Below are 20,535 nucleotides of genomic sequence, written 5' to 3' on the forward strand. Positions count from 1 at the left end.
CTTCGAATGCTCCTCAGGATGATCGGTGCGCTCGTCGATTTCAGCGGGCGCCGTCCCTGGCTCGTCATCGCGCTCGGCCTCCTCTCCATGGCAGGGCTATGGGGGTACGCGTCGCGGCTCGAGCTGCGCACGGAGCTCCGCGAGCTCTTGCCGCGCGACAGCCCGGCGTTCCAGGCCTACGAGCGTCAGGCGCAGCGCGTGGACGGCGGAGCGCAGCTCATCGTCATCGCCGAGTCGCCGGATCGCGGCGCGAACGAGCGGTTCATCGACGCGCTCGCGGAGCAGCTGAACGAGCCGCTCCGGAAGCGCGCGGCCTGCGCCGCCGCGTGCGCCGACGACGCCTGCCGGGCGGCGTGCGGGCCGCCGGCGCTCATCCGCTACCTGGAGTCCGGCACGAAGGAGGTCCGCAGCTTCTTCGACGCGAACAAGTGGCTCTACGCGAGCGTCCGCGAGCTCGAGGCGGCGGACGAGGCGATCGAGCTGGAGCTCGCGCTGCGGAGCGGCCTTATCGAGGATCTGGAGGCTCCCGGGGCGCCCGGAGGTGACGCGGGCGCGGCGGGCGCGGCGACGACGCCGGCCCAGAAGGGGCTGTCGCTCGACGAGACCTGGCAGGAGCTCCAGCGGCGCCTGAAGAAGATCGACGAGTTCCCGAGCGGCTACTTCGCCACGCCCGACGGGCGCATGGTCGCGCTCCGCATCGTCTCGCGCAGCGCCGGGATGGGCGATCGCCGCGCGGCTGAGCTCCTCGACCAGGTGACCGCGCTCGTCTCGCGCCTCGATCCTGGGGCGTTCCACCCGGCCATGCAGGTCGGGTACGCGGGCGACATCCCGAACGCCATCGCCGAGCAGAAGTCGCTCGTGAGCGAGGCGGTGTGGGCCACCGTCATCGCGCTCGTGCTGATCGTCGGCGGCGTGATGATCTACTACCGCTCGCCCTGGTCGCTGCTGGTGATCCTGCTCCCCACGGCCTTCGGCGCCAGCGCGGGGTACGCGTTCGCGACCCTGACCTACGGCTACGTCAACACGGTCGGCGCCTTCCTCGGGGCGATCATCGTCGGCAACGGGGTCAACTACCCGATCGTGCTCCTGTCGAGGTACCGCGACTTCCGCGCGCGCGGCATGCCCGCGGACGAGGCGCGGCGCGAGGCGGTCATCAACGCGTTCCGCGCCGAGCTCGTCGGGGCGAGCGTGGCGGCGATCGCCTACGGATCGCTCACGATCACGCACTTCCGCGGGTTCAGCCAGTTCGGCACGATCGGCTTCGTCGGGATGATCATGGTGTGGGCGTCCATCGTGCCGCTCGTGCCCGCGACGCTCGTCGCGATCGAGCGCATCCAGGCGAGGCTCCCGCCCTGGATGCGCGATCCGCCGCCGCGCGTCTCGGACGAGGGCACCTCGGGGCCCGGCGCGCGGGCGCTCGCGCGCGTGACGTCGCGGTGGCCGCTCGCGTTCCTCGCGATCGCGCCGGTCATCGTCGCGCTCGCGGCGTGGAAGCTCCCCGCGTACATCCGCGATCCCTGGGAGTACAACTTCGCGCGCCTCGGCTCGAAGAGCTCGCGGGAGAAGGGCGCGGGGAGCTGGTCGCTCAAGGCGTCCGAGGTCTTCGGCGGGAAGATGAACGTCGCCGGCGCGATGATGCTCGCCGACACCCCCGAGCAGGTGCCGGCCATCAAGGCGCAGATCCTGGCGAACGACGCGAAGGATCCGCAGGGCCAGCTCGTGGCCGACGTCGCGACGATCGCCGACGCCCTCCCCGGCACGGCCGAGGAGCAGCGGCGGAAGATCGAGGTCCTGGAGCGCATCCGGGACCGGCTGACCCCGCGGGTGCTGAAGGCCCTGCGCCCCGAGGAGCGGGAGCGCGTCCTCAGCATGAAGCCGCCGGAGACGCTGCGCGTCATCGGCCCGAAGGACCTGCCCGACCTCATCCGCCGCAGGTTCGAGGAGAACAACGGCGTCGTGGGGACGGTGTTCTACGTGAAGTACAAGAACAACGTCTCGTTCTCGAACGGCAGGAACCTCCTGCGGATGGCCGACACGACCGGCAACGTGGTCCTCCCCGACGGGACCCACGTCGTCACGGCGAGCAGGCCGACGGTCTTCGCCGAGATGATCCGGTCGATGGAGCGCGACGGCCCGCTGGCGACGGCGGCCTCGTTCCTCGCGGTCACGATCGTCGTGGTGGTCGCGACGGGCAGCATGGCGGGCGCGCTCGCGGTCCTCCTGGCCCTCGTGCTCGGCGTGCTCGCGACGGCCACCGCCATGGCGGCGCTCGACGTCAAGATCAACTTCCTGAACTTCATCGCGCTCCCGATCACGTTCGGCATCGGCTGCGAGTACCCCTTCAACGTCTTCGATCGCGCGCGGCTGCTCGGCGGCGACGTGTCGCTCGCGCTCAAGCGCTCGGCCGGCCCCGTGGCCCTCTGCAGCTACACGACCGTGCTGGGCTACGGGTCGCTCGTCTTCGCCGACAACCAGGCGCTGAACTCGTTCGGCTGGGTCGCGGTCAGCGGCGAGCTGGCGTGCGTCGCGACAGCGCTCCTGTTCCTCCCGGCGCTGCTCCACGTCATGAACCGCTCGGCGCGGATGCGGCGCTCGTGGAAGGGCGGCCTCCTCCTGCGCGGGAGCAACCACTCGTGAAGATCCTCGACGTCGCGGAGTTCTTCTCGTCCCGCGGGGGCGGCGTGCGGTCGTACCTGGAGGAGCTCGTGCGCCAGGGGAGCCGGCGCGGTCACGAGATCGTCGTCGTGGCGCCCGGGCCGCGCGACGAGGTCGTCCCGCTCGAGCGGGGCCGCATCGTGCGGGTGGCCGGCCCGCCGATGCCGTACGACCCGACCTACCACGCGCTCCTCCGGCTCGGCGCGGCGCGGGCGATCATCCGCCGCGAGGCGCCGGACGTGGTGCAGGCGAGCGCGCCGTACACGGCCGCGCTCGTCGCGGCGAGCGCCCGCGAGGTCCCGCTCCGCACGTTCGTGTACCACTCGGATCAGATCAGCACCTACGCGGCGCCGCTGCTCGACCGGGTGCGCCCGCGCGCGGTCGCCCGGGCGCTCGAGGGCGCGCTGTTCGCCTGGCCGCGCGCGCTGTCGCGGCGGTTCGACGCGACGATCGCCCCCGGGACGTTCATCGCGGAGCAGCTCCAGAGCCACGGCTGCGAGCGCGTGCACCGCGTCACCTTCGGCGTGAAGCGCGGCGACTTCGGCCCCTCCCGCGCGGACGCGGCGCTGCGCCGCGGCCTGCTCGGCCGGTTCGCGGACGAGCCGTCGGCCGCGCTGCTCCTCGTCGCGTGCCGGCTCGCCGTCGAGAAGCGGGTGGCGCTCGTGATCGACGCGGCGCGGGAGCTCGCGGCGCGGCGCCCGGTCGCCCTCGCGGTGCTGGGCGACGGGCCCGAGCGGGCGCGGCTCGAGCGCCGCGCGGCCGCCCTTCCGCAGGTGACCTTCCTCGGCTTCGCCAAGGACCGCGCCACCTACGCCGCGCTGCACGCCAGCGCCGACGTCTTCGTCCACGGGGGCGCCGCCGAGACGTTCGGCTTCGTGCTGGGCGAGGCGCTGTGCTCGGGCCTGCCGCTCGTCGTCCCGGCCGCCGGCGCCGCGCTGGATTTCGTGCAGCCCGGCGCCGCCGAGGTGTACGCGCCGCGCGCCTCGCCGGGCGAGGTGGCCGCCGCGATCGAGCGGGTGCTCGCGCGCCCGCGGGAGGAGCGCGTCGCCGCGGCGCGGGCCGCGGGGGAGCGGCTGCCCACGAGCGACGAGCACTTCGAAGCGCTGTTCGCGCTCTACGCGGACCTGCTCGAGCGCGGGGTGCGCGGCGAGGGCTGACGTCGTGGACGCCAGCTTGCCGCGAGAGGACGCGAGAGAACCGAACGTGCGCCCCTTCCTGCTGATCTCCCCCGCCTTCGCGCCCCAGACGAGCGTCGGCGCCTTCCGCTGGGTGAAGCTCGCCCGGCACCTGCCGCGCCATGGCTTCCGCGTCGCCGTCCTGTCGGGGACCTTCCCCGAGGATCCGCGCGACGACGGGCTGCTCGCCGCGCTGCCGCCCGAGGTCGAGATCTTCGACGAGTACCTCGATCCGGTCGTCCTCGCCGCGGGCGCCGCGCTGCGCGCCCTCCGCGCGCGGGCGCCGCTCCCCGCGGGGCGCGCGGGGCCGCTCGTCGGGCTCCGCCCGTTCCAGGCGATCACCGACCGCTGGATCGCGCACGCGCCGCGCGGGGCGCGCGCGGCGGTGGCCGTGGCCCGCCGCACCGGCGCGCGGGCCGTCGTGGTGAGCGCCGGCCCGTACTCGGCCTGCCCGGTCGGCCTCCACGTGAAGCGGGCGCTCGGCGTGCCGCTCGTCCTCGACATGCGCGACCCGTACTCGCTGCACGAGACGGGGAGCGGGCCGCCGTCCGGCCTGGCCGAGCGGGCCCGGCGCGCCATCGTCCCGCGCCTGGAGCGCCGCTGGCTCGAGGGCGCCGACCACGTGATCTTCAACACGCGGGCCTCGCTCGAGGCCTACCGCGCGCGCTTCCCCGAGCTCTCGTCGAAGTCCTCGTTCGTGCGCAACCACTTCGATCTCGCGCTGTACGCGCCGCCGCCCGTGCCGGAGCCGCCCCGCCGCTTCGTCGTGCTCCACCTCGGCACGATCCGCGAGGAGGCCTCGGCGGACCAGATAGGCGCCGCGCTGCGGCGGTTCATCGACCGCGAGCGGCTCGCGCCCGAGGACGTCGTCCTCCGGCAGATCGGCCGGATGTCCGACCACGATCGCGCCTGCTTCGAGCGCATGGGGCTCGCGCCGTACATCGAGGCGCTCCCCCCGGTCCCGCAGCGCGACGTGCTCGGCGAGCTCAGGCGGGCGCACGTGCTGCTCGCGATGCTCAGCCCCCACGTCGTGCTGCGCGTCTCGGCCAAGACCTACGACTACGCCGCGTCGGGGATGCCCGTCGTCAGCGTGACCGCGAACCGCGAGGTCGAGGAGCTCCTCTCGTACCGGAGCGACAACGCGCGCGTCGCGCCGGACGACGCGGACGGCATCGCCGCCGCGCTCGCGCGCCACCTCGCGCGCTTCCGGGAGACGGGCGCGCTGCCGGTCCCGGCGCCTCCGCCCGCGGCGCTGTCGTCCGAGGCGGCCGCGGCCAGCGTCGCCGCGATCCTCGACCGCGTCATCGCCGACGCGGCCGCCCGCCGCGCCCGCCAGCCTCCTTGAACACGGGAGCCTGGCGGGGAGGGGGCCGTCGCGCAACCAGCGCCGACCCTCGCCCTGCCGTCAGGCACTAGACTGGCGCGCGCCGCGCCGCCTTCGCGGCGCCATCCCCCTTCCTCGGAGCTGTGCATGCGCTTTCTCCACCCCGAGCATGACGAGAGCCTGGAGCTCGCCCTCGAAGACGTGTTCCTGACCCCCGGGTACTTCGCCGGCGGCTCCCGCCTCGAGAGCGACCTGCGCCCGGCGGACTTCCCTGGCGGCTCGCACCCGATCGTCTCGGCGAACATGAACGCGGTCACCGGCAAGCGGATGGCGGAGACGATGGCCCGCTTCGGCGGCCTCGGCGTGCTCCCGCAGGACATGGATCTCGACACGGTCGAGCGCATCGTCCACCACATCAAGCGCGCCGACCCGCGCTACGACACGCCCCTCTCGGTCTCCCCGCGGGCGACGCTCCGCGACGTGCACGGCATCATCCGCAAGCGATCGCACGACATGGTGGTCGTGGTCGACGACGAGCGGCGGCCGATCGGCATCGTCACCCACGCCGACCTGCGCGACCGGGATCAGTACACGCCCGCGTCCGCGCTCATGTCGTCGCGCCTCATCACCATCCCGGCCGGCACGCCGAACCGGACGGCCTTCCTGCTGATGGAGGACGCCCGCGTGAAGGCGGTCCCCGTGCTCGACGGGGACGGGCGGCTCCACGGCGTGCTGACGCGCGACGACGCCGTGCGGCTCGAGCTGCTCAAGCCGACGCTCGACGGCGGCGGCGAGCTCATGGTCGCGGCGGCGATCGGGATCTCCGCGCAGGCGGCCCAGAGCGCCGCGCGCCTGCTCGAGATCGGCGTGTCCGCGATCGTGCTCGACACCGCGCACGGCCACCAGCGCCGGATGATCGAGGCGATCCGCGCCGTGCGGGGCGCCGTCGGCGACGCCGTCCCGCTCGTGGCCGGCAACGTCTGCACGGCGGAGGGCACGCGGGCCCTCATCGAGGCGGGCGCCGGCATCGTGAAGGTGAACGTCGGCCCCGGCGCGATGTGCACGACGCGCATGCAGACCGGCGCCGGCCGCCCGACGTTCTCCTCGGTGCTCGCGTGCGCCCGCGAGGCGCGCCGCCACGGCAAGCGCGTCTGGGCCGACGGCGGCGTCCGTCACCCGCGCGACGTGGCGCTCTACCTCGCCGCCGGCGCCTCGCGCGTCATGGTCGGGACGACGCTCGCCGGCACCTACGAGAGCCCGGGGGACGTCATGGAGGACCGCGACGGGCTGCTCTACAAGGAGAACTACGGCATGGCGAGCGCCCGCGCGGTCAGCGAGCGCACGGCGGATCTCGACGCGTTCGAGCGCGCCAAGAAGGCCTTCTTCCGCGAGGGCATCTCGACGTCGCGCATCTACATCCACGAGGGGCGCGAGAGCGTCGGCGCCATCCTGATCGAGATGATCACCGGCGTGCAGTCGGCGTGCACCTACGCCGGCGCGGCGAACCTCGACGAGCTCCACGACAAGGCCGTCATCGGGGTGCAGACGCTGGCGGGGTACGGCGAGGGCAAGCCGCACGGAATCGAACGGCGTTGATCGAGCGAGTTTGACGACGCGGCGTTGACGACGCGGCGTTGACGACGCGGCGCGCTCATCGCGCCATGCTTCCCATGCGCTCGAGCCGCGGCGCGGGATGACGGAAAGGTGACGTGACTTCCACCCGGGCAGCGACGAACCTCCGGCTGCTTACCGTCGAGGTCCTCCATGCCGAACGCACCCGCTCCACGTTTTTCCGCCGCGCGCCGCGCCGTTCGCCGGTTCGTCGGCCGCACCTGGTTGTCCGTGTTCGGCTGGCGCGTGGAGGGCATGACGGAGCTCCCGTCGAAGGCCGTGATCATCGCGGCGCCCCACACCTCGAACTGGGATTTCCCGTTCACGCTTGCGGTCAGCTACGTGCTCGACCTCGAGTTCTCCTGGCTCGGCAAGCACACGCTCTTCGAGCCGCCGTTCGGCTTCTTCTTCAAGTGGCTCGGCGGCGTGCCCGTCGACCGCCGCGACAGGAACAACCTCGTCGCGGCCGTGGTCGACGTGTTGAAGGAGCGCGACGAGCTCATCCTGATCATCGCGCCCGAGGGCACGCGCTCGCGCACGAAGCGCTGGAAGACGGGCTTCTACTACGTCGCGCTCGGCGCCGGCGTCCCGATCCTCCTCGGATACCTCGACTTCCCCCGCAAGCGGGGCGGGATCCTCCACGTGTTCCACCCGACGGGCGACATCGAGGCCGACATGGCGGCGATCCGCCGTCTCTACGAGGGCATCGAAGGAAAGCACCCGGAGCGGATGAGCGAGATCACGCTCGGCGCCAGGGGGGCTCCGGCGAACGGGGCCGTCCAGCACCCCTGAGCTCAGGTCGAGGGCGCGCGCGCCGCCTATCCGCGCGGCCGGGGGCGCTCGTCAGCGCAGGGACGGCGCGCGAACCGACGAGGCGGGCCCCGCCGTGATCCTCGTCGTCAGCACGCCCGCGAGCGCCCATTCGAACGCGGAGCGGTCGGTGTACACGTTGAAGCGGCCGCCCGTGGCGAGGTTGGCGACGGTGACGCCCATGGCGACGAGCCCCGGCCGAACGAGGATATGGACCTCCTTCAGCTTGCCGGGGTTCCGCAGGTGCCACGCCGTGAGCCTTGCCCGGACGTCGCTGTCATAGCCGGTGCCGAGCTCGAAATCGTCGAACACGACCGGGTGCACGCCCGTCTCGACGAGGGTCTCCAGGTGCCTGATCGCCGGCTCGATGAGATCGAGCGACGCGTACCCCTCGAGGCGCCTCGTCACGACGTCGGACGCCGGCGTTCGGACATCGAGGACTCCCCGCCCGGTCGACCAGCGATCGCCCCGAGCTCCGAGCCGTGTGTGTGCCAAATCCATCTCGATTTCGAGACTTTAGTCGATGGGCGGCGCTCCGCCACGCGATCCGTCCGATCCGCGCCGTTCCCCGACGCCGGGGGCCTGTACTGCGCTCGCGGACGGCGCCTCGCCGGCCGGGCGCGCGAGGCGGCGGGGTTTCCGGCGCGTCGAGCACGTCCGGCGGGCCTGGCCGGCTCCTGCTGCGTCGAGCGCCGTCGGCGTGGCCGAAAGCGGCTATGATGCCGCGGCTGTTTCGGCCGCCGGCCGGTGCTGGCGGCTCGCGAGGCGTCTTCGCCCGCAGCAGACGGACGAAGGAGGAGCTACCGAGATGAGAGGACATGTTTCCAGGGTGCTGCGGCTCGCTGTCGTGGCGTTTGCGTGCGCGCTGATGGCGGGCTGCGGCGGCCCGCTGCGCTACACGCCGCAGGGCATCGGGAAGGCGCCGGGCGCGGACGCCGTGATCATCGCCGACGTCAACTTCGACGCGGCCATGACCCGCCTCGACATCAACGCGAAGGATCTCCCGCCGCCCGATCGCCTCGACTCGAGCAGCACGGCCTACGTCGTCTGGGCGCGCCCGGACAGCGACTCGCCCTGGCAGCGGATCGGCGCGCTCAACTTCGACCCCGATGCCCGCACCGGCAAGCTCAAGGACGTGAGCGTGCCGCTCACCCGGTTCGAGCTCGTCATCAGCCTCGAGACGACCGCCAATCCCGAGTCGCCGTCCTCGGAGCTCATCTTCAAGCAGGACGTCGAGTACTGACGAGAGCGCGTTCTCCGCCGGGGGTGCACTTTCGCAGCGTTGCTCGAGTCGCTCCCGGCGTGCGCGTCGCGGCCGTATGGCGCGACCCGCGGCGCCAGCGACATCGCCGTGCCGCCCGCCGCCCCCTCGTGATGCTGTCGAGGCGTGGTGGTCGCCCGTCCCATCGAGGTCGGCGCCAGCCGTCGGCCCGGTCCCGACGTTTCGGCGCCGTCCACCGTCCATCGCGTGAATGCCCGCGCGCGCCGGTGCATCTCAGCGCGGTGAGTGAAGATTCTCCTCCTGTCGCAGTGGTATCACCCCGAGCCGATCGCGCGCCCCCATCTGCTCGCAGAGGCGCTGGCCGAGCGCGGGCACCAGGTGACGGTGGTGACCGCGTTCCCGAACTACCCGCATGGCCGCACCTATCCAGGGTACCGACAGCGCCTCTGGGACGTGGAGCACGCGAGCGGCACCCGGGTGATACGCCTCCCGACCTACCCTGATCACAGCCGATCGTGCGTGCGGCGGACGCTCAACTACGCGAGCTTCGCCGCCTCGACCGCGCTGCTCGGGACCGCCCTCTCCGGGCCGGCCGACGTCGCCTGGGTCCACAACCCCCCACCGAGCCACGCCATCGCCGCCTCCTGGCTCGCCGCGCTCCGCCGGATACCGTGGGTCTATGAGGTCCAGGATCTGTGGCCCGAGACCGCGGCGGCCTCGGGCATGCTCGACAACAGGCTCGTGTTCGCTGGCGTCGATCGCGTGAACCGCGCCCTCTTCCGGCGCGCCGCGGCGATCACCGTCATCAGCCCGGGGCTCGAGCGCGAGCTCTCGCGCAAAGGCGTCTCCACCGACAAGGTGCACCTGATCCCGAACTGGGCCGACGATCGGATCTACAGGCCGGTGGAGCCCGACCCGCAGCTCGCGGCCGAGCACGGGTTGTCAGGGCGGTTCGTCGTCCTCTTCGCCGGCAACATGGGCCCTGCCCAGGCCCTCTCCAGCGTGCTCGACGCGGCCGAGCGGCTGCGCGACCTCACCGACGTGCGGTTCGTGATGGTCGGGGACGGGAACGACGCGCCCAGGCTCCGGCGCGAGGCTGCGGCGCGGGCCCTCTCGAACGTCGTCTTCATCGGCCAGCAGCCCCACGAGCGCATGCCGCATTTCTTCGCGCTGGCCGATGTGGTGCTCTCGCACCTCCGGCGCGACCCGCGCTTCGAGATCACGATCCCCTCGAAGATCCCGGCCTACATGGCCGCGGCCAGGCCGGTGCTCGTCGCGGCGGGCGGGGATCCGGCGGATCTGGTGCGGAGCAGCGGGGCGGGGCTCGCCTGCGAGCCCGAGGACCCGGCGGCGCTCGCGGACGCCGTGCGGCGGTTTCACGGCATGACGCCGGAGGCGCGGCGCGCGATGGGGGAGGCCGGCCGGCTCTATTTCCTTCGCTGGTTCACGCGCGAGCCGCTCGTGCGTCGTTATGAGGAGATCTTCGCGCGCGCAGCGGGTGAAGCACCGTCGTGAGGACGCCGGCGCGCCCTTTTTCGTGAGCTGGCGCGCCGGCGCGGGGCAGCAGGGGACCGAAGGACGCAATGCACCGGGGCATTGCGGTGGGCAACGTTCCATGGGCGAAACGACAGGAACAGCGGTGGGCACCATGCAGGATTACAAGGACCGGCGGATCATCGTGACCGGTGGGGCGGGCGCGATCGGCGGCTCGCTCACGGCGGCCCTGGCCGACGCGGGCGCGGACGTGATCGTGGTGGACGACCTCTCCTCCTCCTCCCGCTGGGGCGTCCCGGCGCGGCGCAACGTGCGCTTCGTGGAGGGGAGCGTCGTTGATGACGGCTTGCTCGCGGCGGTGTTCCGGGAGCGGCCATCGCATGTCTTCCACCTCGCCGCGCTGTTCGCGAACCAGAACTCGGTGGACAACCCGGAGCGCGATCTCGAGGTCAACGGCCTCGGCACATTGCGGGTGCTGCAGCACGCGCGGCGCAGCGCGGCGCAGCGCGTCGTCTTCGCCTCGTCCGGGTGCGCGCCCTACGGCAGCGACCCGCCGCGCCCCGTCCACGAGGAGCACCTCGCGCTCGATGTCCACACGCCTTACCAGGCCACCAAGCTGCTCGGCGAGCTCTATTGCAATTATTTTTGCGGTCATTCGGCCGGCCATGATGAGCTGAGCACCGTGCGGGTCCGCCCCTTCAACTCGTACGGTCCGGGCGAGGTCCCTGGCCGATACCGCAATGTGATCCCCAACTTCGTCTACTGGGCCCTGCGCGGCGAGCCGCTGCCGATCACCGGGACGGGAGAGGAGACCCGCTCGTTCACCTACGTGGGCGACATCGTCGACGGGTTTCTCCGGGCGGGCGCCGCGGCGGCCGCCTCGGGCGAGGCGTTCAACCTGGCGTCGGGCGAGGAGATCGCCATCCTCGACGTCGCGAGAGCCATCAACGAGTTGACGGGCAACCGCGCCGGCGTCCGGTTCGTCGGGCGCCGGGCGTGGGATACGCAGCGCCGTCGGGTCGCATCCACCGACAAGGCCCGTCGCGTCCTCGGCTTCGAGGCGCAGACGGGCCTGCATGAGGGGCTCGCGCGCACCGTGGCGTGGTTCCGCGAGCGCTGGGCCCAGATCGAGGCCGACGCGCGCTTCTAGGGACATGCGCGTCGCGCTCTGGGGCCCCCTCCCGCCGCCCGGCGGCGGAATCACGCGGTGGATGCGGAACTACCTCGACGCGGCGGCAGCGGCGGGCATCGAGGCGGACGTCATCGACACCTCGCCCCGGGCCGCCTCGACCGATCCGACGAGCAGGCTTCGGCCCGCGCGCGTTGTCCGCGCGGGCGAAGCGCTGGCGGCGCTTCACCGGCTGCTCGCGCGGCGCCGGCCGGATGTCGTTCATCTGTGCACCACCCTGTTCTGGGCGACCGCGCGCGACGGCCTCGCGGTGGAGCTGTGCCGTCGCGCGGGGGTGCCGGCCGTGCTCCACCTGCGCCTGTCGCCGCAGATCATCGCCTGGCATCGGGCCCTGCCGTGGCCGGCTCGGCAGGCCGTGCGCGCCGCGCTGGGCCGCGCCGCGGCCGTCATCACGCTCTCGGAGGAGCTGCGGTGTTACGTGCAGGCCTTGGTTCCAGGGGGCCGCGTCCTCCGGATCGCCAACCCGGTCGACACCGACGTCTTCCACCCCGCCGCCGCGCCGCGCTCGCCCGGCCAGCCGCTGCGGGTGCTCTTCGCGGGGCTCGTCACGCCGCAGAAGGGGGTCCTGGAGCTCGCGCGGGCCGTGCTGGCGGTCGAGGGCCTGACCCTCGCGCTGGCGGGGCCTCGCGACGCAGGCGGCGCCGCCGGCCCGTCCCGCCGTCTCGACGAGGCGCTCGCGGAGCTCGAGCGGCGAGGCCGCCTGAGCCTGCTCGGCGAGGTGCCCGAAGACGCGATGCCCGCTGTCTACCGCGACGCGGACGTCTTCTGCCTACCGAGCCATGGCGAGGGGCTGCCCAACGCGTTTCTGGAGGCGATGGCCAGCGGCCTGCCCTGCGTCGTCACGCCGGTCGGCGGGGTGCCGGAGGTGATCCAGGGCGAGGGCGGTCGGGTGGCCCTCCTGGCGGCGCCGAGAGACGAGGACGCGCTGCGGGGCGCGCTCCGCTCCCTGCGCGACGACCCTTCCCTGCGGGCGCAGCTCGGCGAGGCCGCGCGCCGGCGCGCCGTGCGCCGCTATGCGAGCCGGACGATCATGGCGGAGTACGCCGCGCTGTATGCGCAGCTCGCGGCGGCCGACGCCTCGCGTCCCGAGCCCCGGGGCGAACATCACGGCTGCGCGGGGCCGTAGACCGCGCGCCGCGGGCGCCGCGCGTCGCGATAGGGGCTCTCCCGATCCGCTTGGCTGCTGGCGTCATCTCGATTCCATATCAGTCTAGTGCGCCGATGATCGACCGCCTGCGCGTCCGTCAGGCTCGGATCGAGCCTTGAAGGGACGTCGCCGTTCCCGCCAGAAGCGAAGGAATCGAGGTGTCAGTGCGAGCGGACCTCTTCAGAAGCGCTCCGTTCACGAAGGTTCTGTCGCCGCTCGTCATCGCTGCTGCTTTGACCGCGGTCGACTGCGATCGTCCCCGGCAGGCGCCGGGGCCGGAGGCCGGCGACGGCGGGAACGGTGGAAGCGGCGGGAACGGCGGGAACGGCGGAGGCGGCGAGGACGGCGGGGGCGGAGGGGACGGCGCGCCTTGCCTCACGGCCGCGGACTGCCCCGGGGTCGACGGCGCGTGTCGGCTGCGCAGCTGCGAAGGCGGCCGGTGCGCCCTCGACGACGCGCCGCGGGGAAAGCCCGTGGGCGAGCAGGTGCTGGGCGACTGCAAGGCGCGCGTTTGCGATGGGCTTGGCGCCGTGATCGAGCTCGACGACGACCAAGACGCCTTCTCCGACGGAGACCCGTGCTCGGCCGACGTGTGCGTCGCGGGGGCGCCGAAGAACCTCCCGGCGCCGGCGACCACGGAGTGCGGGGGACCCGACGCCATTGGAGCGCGCTATTGTGATGGGAACGGCGCTTGTGTCGAGTGTCTCGTCGCCGGTGATTGCCTGAGCAACATCTGCGTCGAGAACAGCTGTGTCGCGCCCGATTGCGGCGATGGCGCGATGAACGGCGCCGAGACCGGCGTCGACTGCGGCGGACCGGAGTGCGTGCCGTGCGCGGATCTCGAGGACTGCCTCACTGGCGCGGACTGCCGGAGCGGGATCTGCGCGGACGGCAGGTGCCGCGCGTCGTCGTGCACCGATGGCGCGACGAACGGGGCGGAGACCGACGTCGACTGCGGCGGACCGGCGTGCTCGCCTTGCGCCACCGGCAAGGCGTGCGCCGCGGACGGCGACTGCCTGGGCGGCCGCTGCTCAGGGACGACGTGCCTCCCGTCGTGCACCGACATCGCCCGGAACGGGGCGGAGACCGATATCGACTGCGGCGGCCCCGCGTGCGTCGGGTGCGCCGCCGGAATGCGCTGCGCCGTCGGGCGCGATTGCCTGAGCCACGTGTGCAGCGCGGCAGGCACCTGCGCCGCGCCGGCCTGCGGCGACGGCGTGGTCAACGCCGCCGCCGAGGCGTGTGATGACGGCAATACGAGCAATACGGACGCGTGCCTCACCACGTGCGTCGCCGCCTCGTGCGGGGACGGGTTCGTCCGCGCCGGCGTCGAGGCGTGCGACGACGGAAACGCGAGCAACACCGACGCCTGCCCGACGCGCTGCGCGCGCGCTGTGTGCGGGGACGGGTTCGTCCGTGCCGGCGTCGAGGCGTGTGACGACGGGAACCGGAGCGCGGGCGACGGCTGCAGCCCAGGGTGCCTCCTCGACGGCTGCGGCGACGGCGCGATCCAGGCCGGCGAGGAGTGCGACGACGGCGACGCCGACAGCGCCGACGGCTGCCCTATCACCTGTCGCCACGCGAGGTGCGGCGACGGCTTCGTGCGGGACGGCGTCGAGGGCTGCGACGACGCCAACACGTCGAGCGGCGACGGCTGCAGCGCGGGCTGCGTCGTGGAAGCGCGGTACACCTGCCGGGGCACGCCGAGCGTGTGCACGTACGCCAAGGAGCGCAACTGCAGCGACGCGGCGGACGATGACCTCGACGGCGAGACGGACTGCGACGACCCGGACTGCGCGCTCGGCTGCGACGATGCCGTCGGCGCGTGCTCGCCCGGGCAGATGCTGTGGGTGCAGTCGTCCACGGACATCCCCAAGAACGTCACGGATCGCGCGGTCGCCGCCAGCGTCCTCCCCGTCGTCTCGAGGGGCGCGATCCGGCGCGTGACGCTCGAGCTCGATATCGTGCATACGTTCGACGGAGATCTCGATATCTCGCTCACCTCTCCGGCCGGCGCGACGGTCGATGTGTCGAGCGACAACGGCGGCTCCGGCGACAACTACCGGAGGACCGTCTTCGACATGGGCTGCGCGACCTCGGTCATGGGGGCGATGGCGCCGTTCCGCGGCTGCTTCCGCCCGGAGTCGTCGTTCGTGGCCTTCCTCTCGGGGCCGGCGAACGGCACGTGGACGCTCCGGGTCGGGGACGACGCCGGGTCCGACTCCGGTACGCTGACCGCGTGGTCGCTCGCGCTCTGCATCGACCCGTGAGCGCAGCGCGGCGCGGCCGCGCGCGCGCCGAAAGCCACGCTGTCCGCCGTGCGCGCCGCGAGGGCTGCGGCGAGGGCAGGCGCGGCCGCGCCCGGCCGGCGCGATCGGCCGGGCTCGCCTGGCGTGCTCTCCCGTACCGGCGGCCTTCGATCCATGCCAGGGTGCGCTCGTGCCCTGGGTCCGCGCATCGCTTCGAGGTCAAACCGTCTATGCTCGCGCCGACGCCGCCGGCGCCCTGGTCGCGGAGGAGGGCGGCGGCGTCGAGATCCGCTACAAGCCGCACGACGGCCGCAGGTACAAGGCGCGCGCCGACAACCTGACCGTGATCGACCCGAAGGTGTTGCCCGACGACACCTGTGGGCCTGCGGAGGCGGTCGTGAAGGCGCGCGCCGGCGAGCAGCCCGAGGGGGGCGCGGCCGCCCCGGCGCCGGCCGGGCGCTCGCAGCGCAAGGCGCCGGCGCGGGGGGAGTCCGGCGCGGCGCCCGTCCCGGAAGGGGCTGTCATCGTCTACGCGGACGGCGCGTGCTCGGGGAACCCGGGGCCCGCGGGGCTCGGCGTGGTGATCATCGACGGCGGCCGGCGGATCGAGCGCAGCGAGTTCCTCGGCACCGCGACCAACAACATCGCCGAGCTGACGGCCATCCTCCGCTCGCTCGAGGAGGTGGACGAGCCGGGGCGGCCCATCGTCATCCACACGGACAGCCAGTACTCGATCGGCGTGCTCCAGAAGGGGTGGAAGGCGAAGGCGAACACCGAGCTCATCGCCTCGCTGCGCGGCGCGCTCGCCGCGCGGCCGCGCGCGCGCCTCGTGTATGTGCCGGGGCACGCGGGCGTGCTGCTCAACGAGCGCGCCGACGCGCTCGCGCGCGAGGCCGTCCGCGAGCGCGCCTCCCGTCGGACGGTGTACCCCGGCTCCGGCGGCTGAGTCCGGGGCAACCCGGGCCGCGCGGGGCCGGAAACGCGTGGAACCGCCTGGGGCCCAGTGGTAGAGGCGCGCGATGCGTGTTCCGCTCCGCCTCGCCCTCGCCGGGCTCGTCGCCGCCGCCGCCTTCGCCTCGCCGCTCGCCCACGCGGTCGTGAGCGAGCGGATCGTCGCCGTCGTCGGCGATCGCGCCATCCTGCTCTCGGATCTGCGGCAGCGGGCTCGCCCCTTCCTGCTGCAGATCCAGGCCAGGGTCCCGCCGGGCGCGCAGCAGGCGGCGGCCGAGTCGCAGGTCTTCCGCGATCTCCTCCAGAAGATGGTGGACGAGGAGCTCGAGGGCCAGGCCGCCGAGAAGGCCAATATCCGCGTGACCTCCGAGGAGATCGAGAACGCCTTCCGGAACATCGCGGCCGCGGAGCAGATGACGGTCGAGGAGCTGTTCCGGGCGGCGCGGGCGAGCTCGGGGCTCACCGAGCAGGAGTACCGCGACGAGATCCGCCGGCAGATCCTCGAGGGCAAGATGCTGCAGCTCCGGGTGAAGGGCCGGGTGCGCATCACCGAGCAGGACGTGCGGTCCGCCTTCGATCGGCTGGTGCGCGAGGAGCGCCGGCGGCGCGACTACCACCCGGCGTGGATCGTCCTGCGCGTCCTGCCCGGCTCGAGCGCCGAGGCGGTCGAGGAGCGCCGCGCGCTCGCCGCGGCGCTCGCGGAGCGCGCGCGCGGCGGGGAGGATTTCGCGGCGCTCGCGCGGCAATTCTCGGACGACACCGCGACCCGCGAGGAGGGCGGCGACCTCGGGGTCCGCGCGCCGCAGGGGACGCAGGCCGCGGTGACCGGCCAGCGCCAGGTGATGGCCCCGGAGCTCGAGGCCGCGCTGATGGCGATCGAGCCGGGCGGCGTGGCCGGGCCGATGCGCGCGGGCGACGCGTTCGTGGTCATGAAGCTCCTGAGCCGCCAGCCGTCCCGCTTCACGACGCTCGAGGCGGCTCGCCCGGAGGTCCTCCAGCGGCTGCAGGCGGAGATCATGACGAAGGCCAAGCAGAAGTGGCTCGACGACCTGAAGCGCGGGACGCACGTGGAGGTCCGGCTCTGACGCGCAAGGGCGAGCGGGGCGCGACGAGCGCGACGAGCGCGGCGCGGGGGGGCAGCGCGAGCGGCGGGGGAGATGCGGTCGTCCCCGAGTGCACCGCGTGCGGCACCTGCTGCTTCTCGGCCCTGCCGGAGTACGTCCGGGTCTTCGGCTGCGACCACGATCGCATGGACGATCGCGCGCGGGGGCTCACCCACTTCATCGGCAACCGCTGCTACATGCGCATCGAGGACGGCCGCTGCGCCGCGCTCACGCTGGACGCGGAGCACGGCCGCTTCCTCTGCTCGATCTACGAGGTGCGGCCCGACTGCTGCCGCGCGCTCGAGCGCGGCAGCGGCGCGTGCCTCGGCGAGCTTCACGAGAAGCGGGAGCGGCCGCTCCTCGCCCTCGAGGCGCTCCGCCGCCGCGCGGGCGGCGCGAGCGGCGAGGGCGACGCGGGGGGCGCAAGCGGCGCGGGGACGGCGGGCGGCGCCGCGTAGGCGCGGCTGGCGTCGCCCTCAGGGCGACGCGTCCCTGTCCGGAACCGGCGGCGCGCCCGCGTCGAGCGCGCTGCGATCGAGCCGCATGCTCACGTCGAGCGTGACCGTCTGCCCCTCGGAGACGGTGATCGTGCGCTTCTCCTCGGGCGCGTTCGGGTGCCGGAACGTGACGTAGTGCCGTCCGGCCTGGAGCGGGATCGCCCGCGCCATCGGCGTCACGTCGACGAGCTCCCCATCGATGACGACCTCCGCCCACGGCCTGGCGAGGACCTTCAGGTAGCCGCGCTCCTCCGAGCGCGCGCCGGGCTGCCTGGCCTCGGCGCTGGGCGGCTCCGCGGCGTCGTGCTGGCGGAGGCTGAGCTCGATGAGCGCGCCGCCCGCGACGACCAGCGCGAAGACGCCGACGAGCCGCCCCACGTCGGGCGCGAGCGACGGCGCGCTGCGCTGCTCGACCGCGGGGCGCGCGGAGGGCGCCTGCGCGGGCGGCAGCTCGTCGCCGCCGAGCTTGGCCGCTGCGAGGGCCCTCGCGATGAGCGCGCGCGGCTGCGGATGGCCGCGCTCCGCGAGCTCCTCGGCCAGGGCGTCCGCGACGGCGCGGCCGCTATCGTAGCGCTGCTCCGGCTCTTTCTCGAGGCACCGGAGCACCACGCGCTCCAGGCCGCGCGACACGTCGGGCACGAGCCCCCGCAGCGGCTGCGGCGGCGCGTTGCGGATCCGGTGCGCGACGGCCCTGCCCTCGGCCCACCGGTCCTCGTCGCGCTCGCGCGGCGCGCCCGACGCGCGGTTCGACGCGCGGTTCGGCGCGTGGCTCGACGTGCGGTCCGACGTACGATTGGCATCCTCCGGCCCCGCCTTCGGCTCGTCGAACGGGCGCACGCCGGTGAGCATCTCGTACAGCACCACGCCGAGCGTGAACACGTCCGCCTGAGGCCCGGGCTCCGCCCCGAGGATCTGCTCCGGCGCCATGTAGTCGGGCCGCGCGAACGTGTCGCTGCCCTCGAACGGCTCTGGCAGCGAGGGTTGCCGGCCGTCGGACGCCGCCGCGAACTCCAGGATCTTCACCCCGCCCGCGGGCGTGACGATGACGCGCTCGGGGCGCAGCTCGCGGTGCACGACGCCCCGCTCGTGCGCGTGCCCGAGGCCGCGCGCGATCTCCAGCGCGATGGCCGCCGCGGCGCCCTCGTCGAGGCGGCCGGCGCGCGCGCACAGGGCCGCGAGCGTCGGCCCCGAGAGCGGCTCCAGCACGAGCCATATCCGGTCCTCGTCGCGCTGGAAGTCGTGGATGTCGATGATGTTGGGGTGCCGGATGCGCGCGAGGATCTTCGCCTCGCGCTCGAGGCCGGCCGCGAACGCGCTCGCGGCCGACACCGTGGGCTTGAGCGTCTTGATCAGCGCCGCCCGGCCGAGCCCCGCGTGCTCGGCCCGGTACGTCACGGTCAGCGCCCGCGACGAGACGGCCTCGCGCAGGATGTACGGGCCGAGCTGCCTCTGGTCGGCGCCCACTTACCGCTGTCGGACGCGGAGCGTGCGCCCCGTCATCGCCGCGGGCTGCGGGAGGCCGAGGATCTCGAGCATCGTCGGCGCCACGTCGCAGATGCGGCCGCCGGACCGGAGCACGATGCCGGGGTCGTTCTTGTTCAGGTAGTAGAGCGGCACCGGGTTGAGCGTGTGGGCGGTGTGCGGGTTGCCGTGCTCGTCCTTCATCTGCTCGCAGTTGCCGTGGTCCGCGGTGATGATCAGCGCGCCGCCGGCCTCGCGCACGGCCTCCCCGATGGCGCCGAGCCCCTTGTCGACCGCCTCGTTGGCATGGATGGCGGCCTCGAGGATGCCGGTGTGCCCGACCATGTCCGGGTTCGCGAAGTTCACCAGGATGAAGTCGTACTTGCCGCTCTTGATCGCGGCCACGACCTCGTTCGCGACGCCCGCCGCGCTCATCTCCGGCTTCTTGTCGTAGGTGGCGACGTCGCGCGGCGAGGGCACGAGCTTCCTGTCCTCGCCCGGGAACGTCTCCTCGCGGCCGCCGTTGAAGAAGTACGTGACGTGCGCGTACTTCTCGGTCTCCGCGCAGCGGAGCTGCGTGAGCCCGGCGCGGGCGATCACCTCGGGGAACGACTCGGTCACCTCGTCCTTCGGGAACGCGACCGGCAGCTTCAGCGCCGCGTCGTACTCGGTCATGCCGCTGTAACAGTTCTCCTGGAAGGCGAAGACCGGCTTGCCCCGGTCGGAGAGGAGCTCCAGCACCTCGGCCGGCAGGTTCCGCCGCGTGAGCATCGCCGAGATCTCGCGCATCCGGTCGGGCCTGAAGTTGACGGAGAGGCCGACCTCCTCGCCCTGCCACTCCCAGCGGGGCTCCTGCGAGGCGAAGTCGGCCACGAAGTCGCCCTTGATGCCGTTATAGTCGCCGATGCGGACGGGCTCGACGAACTCGTCCGTCTTCCCGGCCGCGTACGACTGCTGGATCGCGTCGAACGCCGTGTCGGCCCGCGGCGCGTCGCCGCGCACGATCGCGGTGTAGGCCTTCATGACGCGGTCCCAGCGCTTGTCGCGGTCCATGGCGTAGTACCGGCCCGAGATGGTGCCGATGACGCCGATGCCCTGGAGCGCCTCCTCGATCTTCTCGACGTAGCCCCACGCGCTCTTCGGCGGCGTGTCGCGGCCGTCGAGGAACGCGTGCAGGACGAGGGGCACCTCGTGGAACTTCGCGAGCTTGATCAGCGCGAGGAAGTGGTCGAGCGACGAGTGGACGCCGCCGTCGGAGACGAGCCCGAAGAGGTGCACCCGGCACTTGCGGTCCTGCGCGATCCGGAACGTCCGGTCGATGATCTCGTTCGAGCCGAGCTTGTTCTCGGCGATCGCGACGTCGATGCGCGAGATGTCCATCAGCGCGATCCTCCCCGCGCCGAAGTTCAGGTGGCCGACCTCGCTGTTGCCCATCTGCCCCACCGGGAGCCCGACGTCCGGGCCGCTCGTCCCGATCAGCGTCTTCTCCGAGTCGCGCTTGATCGCGTCGAGGTTCGGCATCGCCGCGAGGGCGATCGCGTTCTGGTCCTTTTCTTCGCGCTCGCCGAATCCATCGAGGATGCAGAGGACGAGCGGACGGGGGCGTTGCGTGGGGGAGGGGGCTGCTTCGCTCATGGCGGCGGAATC

The 20,535-nt window shown here is 73.2% G+C and carries 16 protein-coding genes; 13 read left to right on the top strand and 3 right to left on the bottom strand.

The window, feature by feature from the left end; all coding sequences use genetic code 11:
* Positions 1-18: 18 nt before the first annotated feature.
* From WMF22_RS05830 to WMF22_RS05850, 5 genes are all read left to right on the top strand, one after another.
* A complete protein-coding gene (locus WMF22_RS05830) occupies positions 19-2,637 on the top strand; it encodes an MMPL family transporter (RefSeq protein WP_438035136.1) in 2,619 nt (872 codons plus the stop codon).
* Complete coding sequence (locus tag WMF22_RS05835; protein ID WP_437298113.1) at positions 2,634-3,812, top strand: glycosyltransferase family 4 protein; 1,179 nt, start codon at positions 2,634-2,636, stop codon at positions 3,810-3,812. The genes WMF22_RS05830 and WMF22_RS05835 overlap by 4 nt, the downstream gene beginning before the upstream one ends.
* A gap of 4 nt (positions 3,813-3,816) precedes the next feature.
* Positions 3,817-5,175, top strand: coding sequence for a glycosyltransferase (locus tag WMF22_RS05840; RefSeq protein ID WP_438035137.1), 1,359 nt, complete (start codon positions 3,817-3,819; stop codon positions 5,173-5,175).
* A 126-nt stretch (positions 5,176-5,301) separates the two neighbouring features.
* The gene (locus WMF22_RS05845; RefSeq protein ID WP_437298115.1) at positions 5,302-6,750 is read left to right on the top strand and encodes a GuaB1 family IMP dehydrogenase-related protein; all 1,449 of its coding nucleotides are present in this window, start codon (positions 5,302-5,304) and stop codon (positions 6,748-6,750) included.
* Between the two features lie 168 nt (positions 6,751-6,918).
* Complete coding sequence (locus WMF22_RS05850; protein WP_437298116.1) at positions 6,919-7,557, top strand: lysophospholipid acyltransferase family protein; 639 nt, start codon at positions 6,919-6,921, stop codon at positions 7,555-7,557.
* Positions 7,558-7,608: 51 nt separating this feature from the next.
* Here WMF22_RS05850 and WMF22_RS05855 read toward each other — a convergent pair whose 3' ends face one another.
* Positions 7,609-8,076 (bottom strand): hypothetical protein, encoded by a 468-nt coding sequence (locus WMF22_RS05855; protein ID WP_438035138.1) that lies wholly within the window; start codon positions 8,074-8,076, stop codon positions 7,609-7,611.
* Positions 8,077-8,383: 307 nt separating this feature from the next.
* Between WMF22_RS05855 and WMF22_RS05860 the strand changes: the two genes are divergently transcribed.
* The 8 genes from WMF22_RS05860 (at position 8,384) to WMF22_RS05895 (ending at position 17,388) form a co-directional block, all read left to right on the top strand.
* Entirely contained in the window at positions 8,384-8,818 is a 435-nt protein-coding gene (locus WMF22_RS05860) for a hypothetical protein (RefSeq protein ID WP_438035139.1), read from the top strand.
* Positions 8,819-9,082: 264 nt separating this feature from the next.
* Positions 9,083-10,312 (top strand): glycosyltransferase family 4 protein, encoded by a 1,230-nt coding sequence (locus tag WMF22_RS05865; protein WP_438035140.1) that lies wholly within the window; start codon positions 9,083-9,085, stop codon positions 10,310-10,312.
* Positions 10,313-10,445: 133 nt separating this feature from the next.
* Positions 10,446-11,441 carry an NAD-dependent epimerase/dehydratase family protein gene (locus WMF22_RS05870; RefSeq protein WP_438037241.1) on the top strand — a complete coding sequence of 332 codons (996 nt, stop codon included), beginning with the start codon at positions 10,446-10,448 and terminating at the stop codon, positions 11,439-11,441.
* A 4-nt stretch (positions 11,442-11,445) separates the two neighbouring features.
* Positions 11,446-12,606: a glycosyltransferase family 4 protein gene (locus WMF22_RS05875; RefSeq protein ID WP_437298119.1), complete on the top strand. Its 1,161-nt coding sequence runs from the start codon at positions 11,446-11,448 to the stop codon at positions 12,604-12,606.
* A 179-nt stretch (positions 12,607-12,785) separates the two neighbouring features.
* Positions 12,786-14,897, top strand: coding sequence for a DUF4215 domain-containing protein (locus tag WMF22_RS05880; RefSeq protein ID WP_438035141.1), 2,112 nt, complete (start codon positions 12,786-12,788; stop codon positions 14,895-14,897).
* Between the two features lie 169 nt (positions 14,898-15,066).
* Positions 15,067-15,822 (top strand): ribonuclease HI, encoded by a 756-nt coding sequence (locus WMF22_RS05885; protein ID WP_437298121.1) that lies wholly within the window; start codon positions 15,067-15,069, stop codon positions 15,820-15,822.
* 73 nt (positions 15,823-15,895) lie between these two features.
* Positions 15,896-16,912 (top strand): peptidylprolyl isomerase, encoded by a 1,017-nt coding sequence (locus WMF22_RS05890; protein WP_437298122.1) that lies wholly within the window; start codon positions 15,896-15,898, stop codon positions 16,910-16,912.
* The gene (locus WMF22_RS05895) at positions 16,864-17,388 is read left to right on the top strand and encodes a YkgJ family cysteine cluster protein (RefSeq protein WP_437298123.1); all 525 of its coding nucleotides are present in this window, start codon (positions 16,864-16,866) and stop codon (positions 17,386-17,388) included. The genes WMF22_RS05890 and WMF22_RS05895 overlap by 49 nt, the downstream gene beginning before the upstream one ends.
* A gap of 18 nt (positions 17,389-17,406) precedes the next feature.
* Here WMF22_RS05895 and WMF22_RS05900 read toward each other — a convergent pair whose 3' ends face one another.
* Positions 17,407-18,891 carry a serine/threonine protein kinase gene (locus WMF22_RS05900; protein ID WP_438035142.1) on the bottom strand — a complete coding sequence of 495 codons (1,485 nt, stop codon included), beginning with the start codon at positions 18,889-18,891 and terminating at the stop codon, positions 17,407-17,409.
* Positions 18,892-20,523 carry a 2,3-bisphosphoglycerate-independent phosphoglycerate mutase gene (gene gpmI, locus WMF22_RS05905; protein WP_438035143.1) on the bottom strand — a complete coding sequence of 544 codons (1,632 nt, stop codon included), beginning with the start codon at positions 20,521-20,523 and terminating at the stop codon, positions 18,892-18,894.
* Positions 20,524-20,535 lie beyond the last annotated feature (12 nt).

This window comes from Sorangium sp. So ce204 (assembly GCF_051526795.1).
In the GTDB taxonomy this organism is placed as follows: domain Bacteria; phylum Myxococcota_A; class Polyangia; order Polyangiales; family Polyangiaceae; genus Sorangium; species Sorangium cellulosum_B.

What these genes read in the sequence shown, in the direction of transcription:
- WMF22_RS05830 (WP_438035136.1), top strand. Translation starts at nt 19, where the DNA reads ATGATCGGTGCGCTCGTCGATTTCAGCGGGCGCCGTCCCTGGCTCGTC.
- WMF22_RS05845 (WP_437298115.1), top strand. Translation starts at nt 5,302, where the DNA reads ATGCGCTTTCTCCACCCCGAGCATGACGAGAGCCTGGAGCTCGCCCTC.
- WMF22_RS05850 (WP_437298116.1), top strand. Translation starts at nt 6,919, where the DNA reads ATGCCGAACGCACCCGCTCCACGTTTTTCCGCCGCGCGCCGCGCCGTT.
- WMF22_RS05855 (WP_438035138.1), bottom strand. Translation starts at nt 8,076, where the DNA reads ATGGATTTGGCACACACACGGCTCGGAGCTCGGGGCGATCGCTGGTCG.
- WMF22_RS05860 (WP_438035139.1), top strand. Translation starts at nt 8,384, where the DNA reads ATGAGAGGACATGTTTCCAGGGTGCTGCGGCTCGCTGTCGTGGCGTTT.
- WMF22_RS05870 (WP_438037241.1), top strand. Translation starts at nt 10,446, where the DNA reads ATGCAGGATTACAAGGACCGGCGGATCATCGTGACCGGTGGGGCGGGC.
- WMF22_RS05875 (WP_437298119.1), top strand. Translation starts at nt 11,446, where the DNA reads ATGCGCGTCGCGCTCTGGGGCCCCCTCCCGCCGCCCGGCGGCGGAATC.
- WMF22_RS05890 (WP_437298122.1), top strand. Translation starts at nt 15,896, where the DNA reads ATGCGTGTTCCGCTCCGCCTCGCCCTCGCCGGGCTCGTCGCCGCCGCC.
- gpmI (WP_438035143.1), bottom strand. Translation starts at nt 20,523, where the DNA reads ATGAGCGAAGCAGCCCCCTCCCCCACGCAACGCCCCCGTCCGCTCGTC.